The organism is Mesorhizobium sp. B2-3-7, assembly GCF_006442695.1.
Taxonomy (GTDB): Bacteria; Pseudomonadota; Alphaproteobacteria; order Rhizobiales; family Rhizobiaceae; genus Mesorhizobium.
Genome location: NZ_VFVV01000008.1, coordinates 179,407 through 192,432 on the forward strand (window position 1 = coordinate 179,407; position 13,026 = coordinate 192,432).

Annotated in this window: 15 protein-coding genes; 9 read left to right on the forward strand and 6 right to left on the reverse strand. The window is 64.5% G+C overall.

The annotated features are described in order from the left end of the window. Window positions 1-12: 12 nt before the first annotated feature. The 6 genes from FJ940_RS17580 to FJ940_RS17605 all read left to right on the forward strand — a co-directional run bounded on the left by FJ940_RS17580 (window position 13) and on the right by FJ940_RS17605 (window position 6,099). Window positions 13-324 carry a sarcosine oxidase subunit delta gene (locus FJ940_RS17580; RefSeq protein WP_140624374.1) on the forward strand — a complete coding sequence of 104 codons (312 nt, stop codon included), beginning with the start codon at window positions 13-15 and terminating at the stop codon, window positions 322-324. Beyond that, a complete protein-coding gene (locus tag FJ940_RS17585; protein WP_140657320.1) occupies window positions 321-3,314 on the forward strand; it encodes a sarcosine oxidase subunit alpha in 2,994 nt (997 codons plus the stop codon). The genes FJ940_RS17580 and FJ940_RS17585 overlap by 4 nt, the downstream gene beginning before the upstream one ends. Further along, window positions 3,307-3,891 carry a sarcosine oxidase subunit gamma gene (locus tag FJ940_RS17590; protein ID WP_140657322.1) on the forward strand — a complete coding sequence of 195 codons (585 nt, stop codon included), beginning with the start codon at window positions 3,307-3,309 and terminating at the stop codon, window positions 3,889-3,891. The genes FJ940_RS17585 and FJ940_RS17590 overlap by 8 nt, the downstream gene beginning before the upstream one ends. A gap of 57 nt (window positions 3,892-3,948) precedes the next feature. Next, window positions 3,949-4,170: a hypothetical protein gene (locus FJ940_RS17595; protein ID WP_140496327.1), complete on the forward strand. Its 222-nt coding sequence runs from the start codon at window positions 3,949-3,951 to the stop codon at window positions 4,168-4,170. Between the two features lie 80 nt (window positions 4,171-4,250). Then, the gene (locus FJ940_RS17600; RefSeq protein WP_140513714.1) at window positions 4,251-5,036 is read left to right on the forward strand and encodes a ThuA domain-containing protein; all 786 of its coding nucleotides are present in this window, start codon (window positions 4,251-4,253) and stop codon (window positions 5,034-5,036) included. Window positions 5,037-5,049: 13 nt separating this feature from the next. Further along, on the forward strand, window positions 5,050-6,099 hold the full coding sequence (locus tag FJ940_RS17605; RefSeq protein WP_140513713.1) for a Gfo/Idh/MocA family oxidoreductase: 1,050 nt from the start codon (window positions 5,050-5,052) through the stop codon (window positions 6,097-6,099). Window positions 6,100-6,143: 44 nt separating this feature from the next. On the opposite strand, the gene FJ940_RS17610 is transcribed toward FJ940_RS17605, so the two are convergent. The 6 genes from FJ940_RS17610 to FJ940_RS17635 form a co-directional block, all read right to left on the reverse strand. Further along, complete coding sequence (locus FJ940_RS17610; protein WP_140657324.1) at window positions 6,144-6,392, reverse strand: DUF680 domain-containing protein; 249 nt, start codon at window positions 6,390-6,392, stop codon at window positions 6,144-6,146. Between the two features lie 195 nt (window positions 6,393-6,587). Next, on the reverse strand, window positions 6,588-7,232 hold the full coding sequence (locus FJ940_RS17615) for a TetR/AcrR family transcriptional regulator (RefSeq protein ID WP_140632439.1): 645 nt from the start codon (window positions 7,230-7,232) through the stop codon (window positions 6,588-6,590). A gap of 91 nt (window positions 7,233-7,323) precedes the next feature. Continuing rightward, window positions 7,324-8,100: an SDR family oxidoreductase gene (locus FJ940_RS17620; RefSeq protein ID WP_140522440.1), complete on the reverse strand. Its 777-nt coding sequence runs from the start codon at window positions 8,098-8,100 to the stop codon at window positions 7,324-7,326. 23 nt (window positions 8,101-8,123) lie between these two features. After that, a complete protein-coding gene (locus tag FJ940_RS17625; RefSeq protein ID WP_140657326.1) occupies window positions 8,124-9,149 on the reverse strand; it encodes a phosphotransferase family protein in 1,026 nt (341 codons plus the stop codon). Then, a complete protein-coding gene (locus FJ940_RS17630) occupies window positions 9,146-9,646 on the reverse strand; it encodes a MaoC family dehydratase (RefSeq protein ID WP_263483366.1) in 501 nt (166 codons plus the stop codon). The genes FJ940_RS17625 and FJ940_RS17630 overlap by 4 nt, the downstream gene beginning before the upstream one ends. 24 nt (window positions 9,647-9,670) lie before the next feature. Next, window positions 9,671-10,486 (reverse strand): SDR family oxidoreductase, encoded by an 816-nt coding sequence (locus FJ940_RS17635; protein WP_140513710.1) that lies wholly within the window; start codon window positions 10,484-10,486, stop codon window positions 9,671-9,673. A gap of 120 nt (window positions 10,487-10,606) precedes the next feature. Here FJ940_RS17635 and FJ940_RS17640 point away from each other — a divergent pair, with 120 nt between their 5' ends. The 3 genes from FJ940_RS17640 to FJ940_RS28810 are packed head-to-tail and all read left to right on the forward strand — an operon-like array spanning window position 10,607 to window position 12,932. Further along, window positions 10,607-11,845 (forward strand): acyl-CoA dehydrogenase family protein, encoded by a 1,239-nt coding sequence (locus tag FJ940_RS17640; RefSeq protein ID WP_140556518.1) that lies wholly within the window; start codon window positions 10,607-10,609, stop codon window positions 11,843-11,845. A gap of 50 nt (window positions 11,846-11,895) precedes the next feature. Then, complete coding sequence (locus tag FJ940_RS28805) at window positions 11,896-12,321, forward strand: alcohol dehydrogenase catalytic domain-containing protein (RefSeq protein ID WP_246671036.1); 426 nt, start codon at window positions 11,896-11,898, stop codon at window positions 12,319-12,321. Next, a complete protein-coding gene (locus tag FJ940_RS28810) occupies window positions 12,318-12,932 on the forward strand; it encodes a zinc-binding dehydrogenase (protein ID WP_246671035.1) in 615 nt (204 codons plus the stop codon). The genes FJ940_RS28805 and FJ940_RS28810 overlap by 4 nt, the downstream gene beginning before the upstream one ends. Window positions 12,933-13,026: the final 94 nt, after the last annotated feature.

Sequence of the window (13,026 nt, forward strand, 5' to 3'; positions counted from 1 at the left end):
AGGAACGAAAACATGCTTCTCATCCGCTGCCCCTATTGCGAGGAAGAGCGTCCGGAACTTGAGTTCCGCAACGCCGGCGAGGCGCATATCGCGCGCTCGGCCAACCTGTCAGGCGAGAGCGACGAGGATTTCGAAAAATTCTTCTTCATCCGCTCGAATCCCAAAGGCATCATCTATGAGCGCTGGCGACACATGCATGGCTGTGCGCGCTTCTTCAACGCCGTGCGCGACACCGTCACCGACAAGTTCGTCATGACCTACAAGGCCGGCGAGCCGAAGCCTTCCAAGCTGCCCAAGAACTCCAGCGAAGTGGTTGCCAAATGAGCGGCGCGTTCCGCATACCGAGCGCCGGCCGCCTGAGCCAGGCCAAGACCGCCCGCTTCAGCTTCGACGGTCAGTCCTTCGTCGGCATCGAAGGCGATACGCTGGCTTCGGCGCTGCTGGCCAACGGCGTGCACCTGGTCGGCCGCTCGTTCAAATATCACCGGCCGCGGGGCGTGCTGTCGGCCGGCGCGGAGGAGCCCAACGCGCTGGTGCAGATCGTGCGCGACGACGCGCGCAAAACGCCGAATGTTCGCGCGACCGTGCAGGAACTCTATGACGGACTCGCCGCCAACTCGCAGAACCGCTGGCCGTCGCTGTCCTTCGACGTCAGCGCGGTCAACGATCTGGCGTCGCCGCTGTTTTCGGCCGGCTTCTACTACAAGACCTTCATGTGGCCGAAGGCGGCCTGGAAGAGCCTCTACGAACCCAAGATCCGGGAAGCCGCCGGGCTTGGCGTGTCCCCCGACAGGCCGGACCCCGACCATTATTCGTCGCGTTACGCTCATTGCGACGTGCTGGTGCTGGGCGGCGGTGCGGCCGGCATCGCGGCTGCATTGGCAGCGGCTGAAACCGGCGTGCGGGTCATTCTGGCCGATGAGCAGGCCGAATTCGGCGGCAGCCTGCGCTTCGAGAGCGGCGCGAAAATCGACGGCCAGGGCGGCTTTGCCTGGGCGCAGGCGGCGATCGCCAGGCTGAAAGGCATGGACAATGTCCGCGTGCTGTCGCGCACGACTGCCTTCGGCTACTACGCACAGAACTTCGTCGGCCTGGTCGAACGGGTCAGCGATCATCTGCAAAATCCCGGCCACGACCTGCCGCGCGAGCGGCTGTGGCAGGTGCGCGCCAGGCGCGTGGTGCTGGCGTCCGGGGCCATCGAGCGCCACATGGTGTTCGCCAACAACGACCGGCCGGGCATCATGCTGGCCTCGGCCGCGCGCACCTATCTCAATCACCATGGCGTCGCGGTCGGAAAAAACGTCGGCGTCTACACCGCCAATGATTCCGCTTACGCGGCGGCGATCGACCTGAAGAAGGCCGGCGTCAACATCGCGGCTATCGTCGATCTGCGCGACAATCCGACCGGGCCGGTGATCGATGAAGCAAGGACGCTCGGCATCGAGATCAATTTCGGTCGCGCGGTGATCCGCGCCGGCGGCAAGCTGCGCGTCTCGTCGATGACGGTGCAGCCGAAGAATGGTGGCGGCGAGCGCACCATTGCGGTCGATGCGATCCTGATGTCGGCCGGCTGGACGCCGTCGGTGCACCTGTTCTCGCAGTCGCGCGGCAAGGTCGCCTTCAACGACGAAACCAAGCGCTTCGTGCCCGGCACCTATGCACAGGACTGCATCTCTGTCGGCGCCTGCAACGGCACGGACGGCCTGTCGGCGACCCTCGACGAGGCCTATGCGGCAGGGGCCAAGGCGGCAAAGGACGCCGGCGCAAAGACTGCCAAGGGTACAAAGCCAAAAGTCGACGCCTCGGAAAGCTGGTCGCGTGGCATGCTGGGCGCCGCCCCCGGCGCCGGTCCGGATACGATGGTGAAGGCCTTCGTCGATTTCCAGAACGACGTCACCGCCAAGGACATCCGCCAGGCGGTGCATGAGGGCATGCGCTCGATCGAGCACGTCAAGCGCTTCACCACCAACGGCATGGCGACCGACCAGGGCAAGACCTCGAACATGCACGGCCTGGCGATTGCCGCCGAGACGCTTGGCAAGCCAATCCCCGAGGTGGGCCTCACTACGTTCCGCGCCCCTTATACGCCGGTGACCTTCGGCGCCATCGTCAGCCATGCGCGCGGTCCGCTGTTCGATCCGACGCGCAAGACGGCGATCCATCCCTGGGCTGAAGCCCAAGGCGCCGTGTTCGAGGATGTCGGGCAGTGGAAGCGCGCCTGGTATTTCCCCAGGGGTGGCGAGGACATGCATGCGGCGGTCGACCGCGAGTGCGTCGCGGTTCGAAACACGGCTGGCCTGTTCGACGCCTCGACGCTCGGCAAGATCGAGGTGGTCGGTCCCGATGCGGCCAAGTTCATGGAGCTGCTCTACACCAATCCGTGGGAAAAGCTGGAGCCTGGCCGCTGCCGCTACGGCATCATGCTGCGCGAGGACGGCTTCATCTATGATGACGGCGTCGTCGGCAGGCTGGCGCCCGACCGCTTCCATGTGACGACGACGACCGGCGGCGCGCCGCGCGTCATGAACCATATGGAGGACTATCTCCAGACCGAGTTCCCGCATCTCAATGTCTGGCTGACCTCGATCACCGAGCAATGGGCTGTTATCGCCGTACAGGGGCCGAAGTCTCGCGACATCATCGCGCCGCTGGTCGAAGGCATCGACATGTCGGATGAGGCCCTCCCGCACATGTCGGTGCGCGAGGGCAAGATCTGCGGCGTGCCGACAAGGCTGTTCCGCATGTCGTTCACCGGCGAGCGCGGCTTCGAGGTCAATGTGCCGGCGGACTACGGCCAGGCCGTCTGGGAAGCGCTGTGGGCCGAGGGCCAGAAGCATGGCGCAACCGCCTACGGCACCGAGGCAATGCACGTGCTGCGCGCCGAGAAGGGCTACATCATCGTCGGCCAGGACACCGACGGCACGGTGACGCCCAATGATGCCGGTCTCGACTGGGCCGTCGGCAAGAAGAAGGCCGATTTCGTCGGCATTCGCGGCCTGACGCGGCCTGACCTGGTCGCCAAGGGCCGCAAGCAACTGGTCGGCCTCAAGACCAAGGATCCCAAGGTGGTGCTGGAGGAAGGCGCGCAGATCGTGGAGGATCCCAGGCAGGCGATCCCGATGAAGATGATCGGCCATGTCACGTCGAGCTATTGGTCGCAGAATTGCGGCCGCTCGATCGCTCTGGCGCTGGTCGCCGGCGGTCGCGCACGCACGGGCGACACGCTCTACGTGCCGATGCCTGGCGGGACGATCGAAGTGGAGGTTTCCGGCATGGTGTTCTTCGACGAAACGGGAGGCCGCCTCAATGGCTAAGGCAGTCGCGAAAAAGACGGCTTCGGCCGCATCGCCGGCGGCCGAGCGCCGTCCGGCGCTGGCCGGGCGCGCTATCTCCGCCGCCGGCGTCAAGGTAGAGGTGCTGCCGCCGGCCGAACGGATCTCGCTGCGCGCTCCGGAGGCGTCGCTTGCCGCCTTGTCGAAGGCGCTCGGCGTGACCATGCCGAAAAAGCCGAAGACGTCCGTGTCGAAAGGCGGGCGCACCGCGCTGTGGCTTGGGCCGGATGAATGGATGATCATCGACGAGGCCGGCAAAGACCCGCTCGCCGATTGTGCAAAGATTTCCGCCTTGCATTCCGCTGTCGGCATCTCGCATCGCAACGTTGCGATATCGGTCGCCGGTCCGGCCGCGGCCGCGGCAATCAATTCGGGCTGCCCGCAGGATCTGTCGCTCGAACCCTTCCCGGTGGGTGCCGCCTCGCGTACCATTCTCGGCAAGGCCGAGATTATTCTGCTGCGCACGGCGCAAGACGCTTTCCGGGTCGAGTGCTGGCGTTCCTTCTCGGATTATGTCTTTACTTTCCTCTCCGAGGGAGCACGCGACGCGGCGGCCTGATCCCGGAACGTTTGCCGCCCGCGCCCGTTTGCGGCAACAGGTCGAGGGAGAATGCCGATGCCATCGAAGTCCACGCCGAAGTCGCCCGGGAAAAGCTCGGCCGTGCGCTCCCTGGAGCATGAGCGGCATCACGGCGCCGACGCCGAAGAGGAACTCGAGGAAGGCCTCGAGGATACGTTCCCGGCCAGCGATCCTGTGTCGATCACGGGGACGGCTATCCCCGGCGCCCCCGCAAGGCCGGGCAAAGCCAAGACCGTTCCCGGACGCAAACCGCGCTGATTTCCCCAGCTTCGGTTGAGGAGCCATCTTTCCAAGACGGCGCCAAGTGGGATATTCAAAGCGCTTTGGGAGATCGTAAAATGCCGGTAAAAGCCGTCGTCTGGGGCGAGAATGTCCATGAGCAGACCAATGCCGCCGTGCGCGGCCTTTATCCATTGGGCATGCATGGGACCATCGCAGCCGCGCTCAACCAGGATAAGGGCATCGAGGCGACCACCGCCACCTTGCAGGAGCCGGAGCACGGCTTGAGCGAAAGCCGGCTGGCTGCCACCGATGTCCTGCTCTGGTGGGGCCATGCCGCCCATGGCGAGGTCAAGGACGAGATCGTCGAGCGCGTGCAGAAACGGGTCTGGGAAGGCATGGGTCTGATCGTGCTCCATTCCGGACACTATTCGAAGATCTTCAAGCGGCTGATGGGCACGCCTTGTTCGCTGAAATGGCGCGAAGCGGGCGAGCGCGAGCGCGTCTGGGCCATCAACCGCAGCCATCCGATCGCGCAAGGCATCGGCGAGTGCCTGGAGATCGGCGAGACGGAGATGTATGGCGAGCCCTTCGCGGTGCCGGAGCCGCTGGAGACGGTGTTCGTCTCCTGGTACGAAGGCGGCGAAGTCTTCCGGTCGGGGCTGACCTATCAGCGCGGCGCCGGACGGATCTTCTATTTCTCGCCCGGCCACGAGACCTACCCGATCTACCACAATGAAGGCGTGCAGCAGGTGCTGCGCAACGCCGTGCATTGGGCGCACAATCCCGCACCCGCATGGTCCGGCATCATCAATGCGCCGAACGTGCCGACAGACCAGGCCAAGGAGAAGATCGTCCAGAAGGGCCTGCGCCTGCATGCCGACGGCGACAAGGGCCTGAGTTAGGCGTGAGTTGAAGATGCACCGCCTCCTTCTGCTCGGCACCGGTGGCATTGCCGGACATCACGTCGAGGAGTTCGCCAGGATTCCAGGATGCACAATCGTCGCCTGCGTCGACCAGGTGCCGGGCCGCGGTGCGATGTTCGCCGCCGCCAACAAGATCAGCCAGTCTTTCGAGAGCCTGGAAGCGGCGATCGGCTGGGGTGCGTTCGATGCGGCCATCAATGCGACGCCGGATGGCGTGCACAAGGCCACGACGCTGGCGCTGCTTGCCCAGGGGAAACACGTCTTTTGCGAAAAGCCGCTGGCGCCGAACCATGCCGACGCGCTTGCAATGACGGAAGCGGCCGAGGCGGCCGGGGTCGTCAACATGGTCAACCTGACCTACCGCAACTCGGCGGCGATCGAGGAAGCGCGACGCATGGTGCAGGCCGGCGAGATCGGCGCATTGCGCCATGTCGAGGCGAGCTACAAACAGAGCTGGCTGGTCAGCAAGTCATGGGGCGACTGGCGCATCGAAGACAAATGGCTGTGGCGCCTGTCCAACCGGCACGGCTCGACGGGCGTGCTCGGCGATGTCGGTATCCACATTCTGGATTTCGCAAGCTATGGCGCCGACCAGGACATCGCCACCCTGCACGCCGACCTGGTGACGTTTCCCAAGGCCGAAGGCGATCGGATCGGCGATTATGTGCTTGATGCCAACGACAGTGTCGCAATGACGGCGCGGTTCAAATGCGGGGCGCTCGCGACGATCGTCGCCAGCCGTTACATGACCGGCCACGCCAACGACCTGTCGCTGGCCATGCATGGCACCAAGGGCGCCATCAAGGTCAAAACAGACGGCAAGGTTTCGCGCCTGTCGGCCTGCCTGGGCGAGGACATCGACCAGCAACGTTGGCGGACACTGGCGCTGCCGGATGTGAAGCGCAACGCGCTGCGTTTCGCCGAAGCGCTCGATAGGGGAAGGAACGGCGATCCATCCTTCCGTCGCGCCGCCGACATGCAGAGGCTGATCGACGCGGCCTTCGAGAGTTCGTCGTCCAGACTGCCGGTCACGATCGCCTGAATCACATCTGGCCGGCTGCACCGGCCAGGCGTGTGTTGCCGCTATCAGAACGCGCTCGGCACGATCCAGGGATTGATGCTGATGCCGAGGCGCAGGCCCTTGCCTTCAGCGGTATTTTCCGTGACGCCCTTTTTCTCGAGCGAGCCGGTCGATGCGCAATCGAGCTTCACATTGGCCTTGGTGTCGACGCAAGTCGCCGGCGGCACGTGCTTGACCGGGTGGGTCGTGTTGGCGGCAAGGGCCGAGCCCGAAAGTGCCAGCACGGCGGCGAGGGTGAGGAGGGTCTTTTTCATTGTCCGTCTCCGGGTTCGATGGGTGAATTTGTTCTCGTACATGTACGGTATTCCGTACAAATACGCCCACCGATCGCGGAGTTCAAGCCAGAATCGTACGCGTACGGAAATTTTTTGTTAACCAAGGAAATCCGCCCCGCTTGGCACGTTAAACGCGGAGCGGCGATGAAGCGTGGTTACGCAAGGAGATATCGTTCAGCAGTTGACCTGTGTCTCGGTCAGCGGGGGCACGTTCTGTGTGCTGAGCGTGGCAAGGGTGAAATCGCACATCCGTTTCACGAAAGCCTGCGGATCGCCGAAAGGATAGAAGGGAAAAGTGATCAGCAGCGAAATGGTGCCGTGGCCGACCGCCCACAGCATGGTGGCGATGGCGCGCGGATCGCCCTGCAACTTCCCCGCGGCGACGCAGGCCTCGACCCTGCTGATCAGCACCTTCATCGCCGGGTTGCTTTCTTCCATGTCCTCGTAGCTCCGGCCTGCCGGCAGCTTGGTCTTTTCGGTCATGAAGACGGTGCGGTATTCATTGGGATTGCCAAGCCCGAATGCGGCGTATTCCGTCATCACCGCTTGCAGCGCCTCGATCGGATCGTCGGCAGGATGCTCCTCGATGCGTCGGGCAAGCGTCTCGAACGCATCCTCGGCCAGCGCGAACAATATGTCCTGCTTGTCGGCGAAATAGGAATAGACCGACATCGGCGCGTAGCCGACACGCTTGGCCAGCTTGCGGATGGTCAGGCCCTCATAGCCTTCCTCCTGCACAAGCTTGTGCGCGGCCTCGACAAGTTCGGAACGCTGTTCGGCCTTTTGTTTCTCGCGGCGTGTCTGGGCGCTCACCGGCAATATCGTCTGCCTCTGCTGGTTGGGGGCCAACTGAATTATATACGCTGTACGGAAACGGACAAGGGCGTCGCTGGTTCCCAAGCGGCAGGCGTCAGATGGCGCCGACGCCGCCGTCGACAGCCAATGTGTGGCCGGTCATGAAGGAGTTGGCGGGGTCGGCGGCGAACAGGATCACCGGGGTGATCTCATCCACTTCGGCCACCCTCCTCATCGGCACGCCGCGCGTCAGTTCGGCCAAGGCGTCAGCTTCCGGAGCGCCGGAGACGCGCACGAAACTGTCGACCATCGCCGTTCTCGTGTGCGCCGGACAGACCGCGTTGATGCGCAGGCCCTTGCTGGCGTATTCAATTGCCGCCGACCGGGTCAGCCCAACCACGCCGTGCTTGGCGGCGGCATAGATCGAAAGCTTCGGCGCGCCACCCAGTCCGGCGGCGGAGGCGATGTTGACGATGGCGCCGCCCTTGCCGTCCGCCTTGAACTGCCGCTCCATCTGCGGGATCTGGTGCTTCATGGCATAGAAGACGCCGAGCAGATCGATTTCGATCACCCGGCGCGCCTCCTCCGAGGCGACCTGCGGCAAACGCACGAAACTCTGCAGGATGCCGGCATTGTTGACCGCGACATCCAGCCGGCCGAATCTTTCGACCGCCAGAGCCACCAGCGCCCGCGATAGCGCCTCGTCGGCGATGTTGCCGGCCAGGACCGCCGTCTCGGCATCGAGCGTTTCGGCAAAGCTCCTCAAGATTGGTTCATCGAGGTCGGAGAGGACCAGCCGCGCGCTCTCGGCGGCAAAAGCTTTGGCGGCGCCGCGGCCAAGCCCGCCCGCGGCACCCGTGATCAACACCGTCTTTCCGTCGAAGCGGCCCATCGATCACTCCTCGTCGATCAGTTTCAGTCGATCAGTTTCGCGGCGAGATGCGAAAGCAGTTTCACCGCCTCGCCATAGGTCCTGGCGTTTTCCGGGTTCGAGGCATTGCCGTCCAGCGCGCGCTTGTAGACGCCCTGGCAGATCGCGGCCAGCCGGAAGAAGGAGAAGGCGAGGAAGAACGTCCAGTGGCCGATGCCGGTGAGCCCGCGCCGCCGGCAATAGGTGGCGACATAGTCCTCTTCCGAAGGCAGTCCGAGCGCGGCGCGGTCGATACCGCCCAGGCCGCGAAAGCCCGAGCTATGCGGCAGGCGCCATTGCATGCACTGGTAGGCGATATCGGCAAATGGATGGCCTGATGTGGACAGTTCCCAGTCGAGCACCGCCATCACCTTCGGCCGGTCCGGCGCGAATATCAGGTTGTCCAGCCGATAGTCGCCATGCACCAGCGAGACACGGCCATCGTCGGCGGGCATGTGCGTCTCCAGCCAGTCGATCAGCCGGTCCATGTCGGCAATGGCACCGGTCTCCGAGGCGCGGTACTGGCTGGTCCAGCGCGCCAGCTGGCGCTCGAAATAATTGCCCGGCCGGCCGAAGTCGCCGAGACCCACGGCCTCGATATCGACGTCGTGCAGGGCGGCAAGCGTGGCGTTCATGGCATCGTAAATGGCCGCGCGCTCGCCATTGTCGCGCGCTTCCGGCAGTGCCGGATTCCAGAAGATGCGGCCGTCGATGAAATCCATGATGTAGAACATGCGGCCGATCGGCGAGTTCTCGGCCGAGAGATGCAGCATCCGCGGCACCGGCACGGCGGTGCCCGAAAGGGCGCTCATTACCCTGAATTCACGGTCGACCTGATGTGCGGATTTCAGCAACTGCCCCGGCGGCTTGGCGCGCAGCACGTAGCGGCCGCTGGCCGCCGTCAGCAGATAGGTCGGGTTGGATTGGCCGGATTTGAATTTTTCGACGGAGGAAAGTCCGGCAAAACCGGGGATCCGCGCCTCGAGATAGGGCGAAAGCGCTGCCTGGTCGAGCGCGTTCGGGTCGCTCATGCGGTCTCTGGCTGGCGTTCGATCAGGGTCAGCGTCAGCCAGCGGGCGGTGAGCGCCGGTTTCTTCGAGCCCTCGATCTCGATCGTCACGTCATGGGCCGTCTGCACCCAGCCCGAGGGTCTGACCTTGACGTCGGCCAGCACGAAACGGGTGCGGATGCGCGCGCCGGTCTTCACCGGCGCCAGGAAGCGCAGCGAATCGAAGCCGTGGTTGACGCCCATCTTGCCGTTTTCCAGCGGCGGCATGGTCTCGAAGGTCATTGCCGACAACAGCGACAGCGACAGGAAGCCATGCGCGATGGTGCCGCCGAACGGCGTCTCGCGTTTGGCCCGCTCGGGATCGCAATGGATGAACTGGTGGTCGTCGGTAGCGTCTGCGAACTGGTCGATCATGCGCTGCGTGACCACCCGCCATGGCGAGACGCCCACCTCCTTGCCGACGCTGGCCAGAAGCACATCGAGACTGATCGGTTCCACGCGGATGTCCTCCAGTTTCATCCCCGGCTTCCCCGGCCGGACATGTCATTCCTTGAACAGGGTCAGCCCATGCTGCACCGACTGTCCACCGTCAATCGGCAGGATGGCGCCGGTGACATAGCTGCCTGCACGGCTGCACAAATAGAGCGTTGCGCCGGCAATGTCATCCGGGGCGCCGATACGGCCGATCGGAACGTGGCTGCCGACATGCCTGGCCTGTTCCTCAGTGGCGGTGGCAAACGCCGTCATCCGGCTCTGGAAGGGCCCAGGGGCAAAGGCGTTGACGGTGATGCGGCGGCCGGCGAATTCCAGCGCCAGGGTGCGCGTCAGGTGATGAACGGCCGCTTTGGAGGCGGTGTAGGAGTAGGCGTCGTCGGCCAGCGGCTGCGTGCCCATCACGGAGCCCAGATTGATCACCCGGGCCGGATCCTCGTCGCTGGCGGCGGCTTCGAGCAGCGGCAGCAGTTCGCGGGTCAGGTGGAAGACGGCGGTGACGTTGACGCCGAACACCTTGGCCCAGGCATGATAGGGGAAGCTCTCCAGCGGCGCTCCCCAGGACACGCCGGCATTGTTGACCAGGATATGCAGCCGTTCGGCCCGCGTCTTGACCTCGCCGACCAAGGCGGCAATGCCGGCCTCGCTGGAAACGTCTCCGGCAAAGCCTTCCGCCCGGCCCGGCGCGCCAAACCCGTTCAATTCCTCGGCGACCTTGATGCAGTCCTCGCCCTTGCGCGAGGCGATCATCACCGTTGCGCCGGCCTTGACGAGGCCCGTCGCCGCCATGCGGCCGATGCCGGTCGCCGCGCCCGTGACCAGCGCGGTCTTGCCGGCCACCGAAAAAAGATCGTCGAGATAGCTCATCGAACTCCTGCGCCTTTCATCGGCGGATCGGGGAAAGCGTTCGCGTTGACAAGGCTATCCGAAGTACGGTCATCCTTGCCACTGACAAAATGCCCGGCCTGAATGAAGGGTTAGCGACCGATGACGGAGATGAATCTCGGCATGACGGAGCGGCTGAGGCCGATCCACGCGCGCGTCGCGGCCATGGTGCGCGACGAGATCATGCCGCTCGACAAGGAATTCCTCGGTGAAGTCGGCAAGGCGGGCGACCGCTGGACATACACGCGGCGCCAGACCGAGATCCTCGAAGGGCTGAAGACGACCGCAAGAGAGCGCGGCCTTTGGAATTTCTGGCTGACCGGCTCGGAACGCGGCTACGGTCTTTCCACCGTCGAATACGCCTATCTGGCCGAGGAGATGGGCAAGGCGCATCTCGGTGCCGAGACCTTCAACTGCTCGGCGCCCGACACCGGCAACATGGAGGTGCTGGAGCGCTACGGCTCGGCGGAGCACAAGAAGGCTTGGCTGGAGCCGCTTCTCGACGGAAAGATCCGCTCGGCCTATCTGATGACCGAGCCGGACGTAGCCTCGTCGGATGCCACCAACATTTCGATGCGCTGCGAACGGCGCGGCGACGGCTATGTGCTGAACGGCGAGAAATGGTGGGCCTCTGGTGCCGGCGATCCCCGCTGCGCCATCTATATCGTCATGGTGAAGACCTCCGATGGAGAGCCGAAGCACAGGCGGCATTCGATGATCCTCGTGCCGGCGGACACCAAGGGTGTCAACAAGCTGCGCCCGATGCAGGTCTATGGCGACGACGACGCGCCGCACGGCCACATGCATCTTCGCTTCGACAATGTGCTGGTGCCGGCGTCGAACCTGATCCTCGGCGAGGGCAGGGGTTTCGAGATCGCGCAAGGCCGCCTCGGCCCCGGCCGCATCCATCACTGCATGCGGGCCATCGGCCAGGCCGAGATGGCGCTGGAGCTGCTGTGCCAGCGTTCGGTCCGCCGGGAAGCGTTCGGCCAGCCATTGGCGAAACTCGGCGCCAATTTCGACATCATCGCCGAATGCCGCATGGAGATCGAGATGGCCCGCCTGCTCTGCCTCAAGGCGGCGTGGATGATCGACCAGGGCGACGCGCGCGCCGCCGCGCCCTGGATCAGCCAGATCAAGGTGGTCGCGCCACGCATGGCTCTGAAGGTCACCGACGAGGCGGTGCAGATGTTCGGCGCGCAAGGCATCAGCCAGGACACGCCGCTGGCGCGCTCGTGGACGCATCTCAGAACGCTGCGCCTCGCCGACGGGCCGGATGCCGTGCATCGCCGCCAGGTGGCGCGGGCTGAATTGAGGAAATACACGCAGGAAAAGGTTTGAGCCGGCCGGCATCTCATCGTCTTGCGTCGACAACCAAGGAGCAGCCACCAATGGCCATACCCTCCGAAATGAAGGCCCTGCTCCTGGTCGGCGACGGCTACACCAGGGCGCCGAGCGGCAGCGTGCTGGAGGCGATGGAGCCCTATCTCAAGCCAGGCAGTATCGCAGTGCCGGCACCTGGGCCGACGCAAGTGCTGATCAAGGTCAGCCTTGCGTCGATCAATCCGTCCGATGTCGCCTTCATCAAGGGCCAGTACGGCCAGCCGCGGCTCAAGGGCCGGCCGGCCGGCTTCGAAGGCGTCGGCGTGGTCGTTGCCGGCGGCGACGAGCCCTATCCCAAGAGCCTCGTCGGCAAGCGCGTTGCCTCGCCACCGGGCTCTCCAATTGGGGCTCATGGGCCGACTATGCCGTTGCCGAAGCCGCCGCCTGCATTCCGCTCCTCGACACCGTGCGCGACGAGGATGGGGCTGCCATGATCGTCAATCCGCTTACCGCGCTCGCCATGTTCGACATCGTCAGCCGAGAAGGCGAAAGGGCCTTCATCATGACCGCCGGCGCCAGCCAGCTCTGCAAGCTGATCATCGGGCTGGCCAGTGAGGAAGGATTCCGGCCTATCGTCACCGTGCGCCGCGACGAGCAGATCGCGCTGCTGAAGGAAATCGGCGCCGCCCATGTGCTCAACGAGAAGTCTCCCGATTTCGAAACCTCGCTGCGCGAAGTTATAAAGGCCGAACAGCCGCGCATCTTCCTCGATGCGGTGACCGGGCCACTGGCCTCGGCCATCTTCAACGCCATGCCGAAGCGCTCGCGCTGGATCATCTATGGACGCCTCGATCCCGAAGCCACGATCATCCGCGAACCCGGCCAGCTGATTTTCCAGCACAAGCACATAGAGGGCTTCTGGCTGAGCGAATGGATGCGGCAGCATAAGGACCGCCGCGGTCCTGCGATCCTCGAGGCGCAGAAGCGCTTTTCCGACGGGCGCTGGACGACCGACGTGACGGCTGTGGTTCCGCTGGCCGAGGCGATGGCGCGCGTGCCGGCGGAATTGGCCAAGCCCAATGGTAAGGTGTTCATTCGGCCGTAAAGCAGGGGTGTGCGGTTGAACTGCATTCCGGTCCATCCAGAGCACAGTTGCGATCACTTTCGAGGGCCGGAAAGACGGTGGTTTTTTGGCTGCG

Bases quoted from the DNA above. Each gene is read 5' to 3' on its own strand.
- FJ940_RS17640 (WP_140556518.1), top strand. From the start codon at position 10,607: ATGACGGAGATGAATCTCGGCATGACGGAGCGGCTGAGGCCGATCCAC.
- FJ940_RS17600 (WP_140513714.1), top strand. From the start codon at position 4,251: ATGCCGGTAAAAGCCGTCGTCTGGGGCGAGAATGTCCATGAGCAGACC.
- FJ940_RS17590 (WP_140657322.1), top strand. From the start codon at position 3,307: ATGGCTAAGGCAGTCGCGAAAAAGACGGCTTCGGCCGCATCGCCGGCG.
- FJ940_RS17630 (WP_263483366.1), bottom strand. From the start codon at position 9,646: ATGAAACTGGAGGACATCCGCGTGGAACCGATCAGTCTCGATGTGCTT.
- FJ940_RS17610 (WP_140657324.1), bottom strand. From the start codon at position 6,392: ATGAAAAAGACCCTCCTCACCCTCGCCGCCGTGCTGGCACTTTCGGGC.
- FJ940_RS17580 (WP_140624374.1), top strand. From the start codon at position 13: ATGCTTCTCATCCGCTGCCCCTATTGCGAGGAAGAGCGTCCGGAACTT.
- FJ940_RS28810 (WP_246671035.1), top strand. From the start codon at position 12,318: ATGATCGTCAATCCGCTTACCGCGCTCGCCATGTTCGACATCGTCAGC.
- FJ940_RS17620 (WP_140522440.1), bottom strand. From the start codon at position 8,100: ATGGGCCGCTTCGACGGAAAGACGGTGTTGATCACGGGTGCCGCGGGC.
- FJ940_RS17625 (WP_140657326.1), bottom strand. From the start codon at position 9,149: ATGAGCGACCCGAACGCGCTCGACCAGGCAGCGCTTTCGCCCTATCTC.
- FJ940_RS17635 (WP_140513710.1), bottom strand. From the start codon at position 10,486: ATGAGCTATCTCGACGATCTTTTTTCGGTGGCCGGCAAGACCGCGCTG.
- FJ940_RS17585 (WP_140657320.1), top strand. From the start codon at position 321: ATGAGCGGCGCGTTCCGCATACCGAGCGCCGGCCGCCTGAGCCAGGCC.
- FJ940_RS17595 (WP_140496327.1), top strand. From the start codon at position 3,949: ATGCCATCGAAGTCCACGCCGAAGTCGCCCGGGAAAAGCTCGGCCGTG.
- FJ940_RS28805 (WP_246671036.1), top strand. From the start codon at position 11,896: ATGGCCATACCCTCCGAAATGAAGGCCCTGCTCCTGGTCGGCGACGGC.
- FJ940_RS17605 (WP_140513713.1), top strand. From the start codon at position 5,050: ATGCACCGCCTCCTTCTGCTCGGCACCGGTGGCATTGCCGGACATCAC.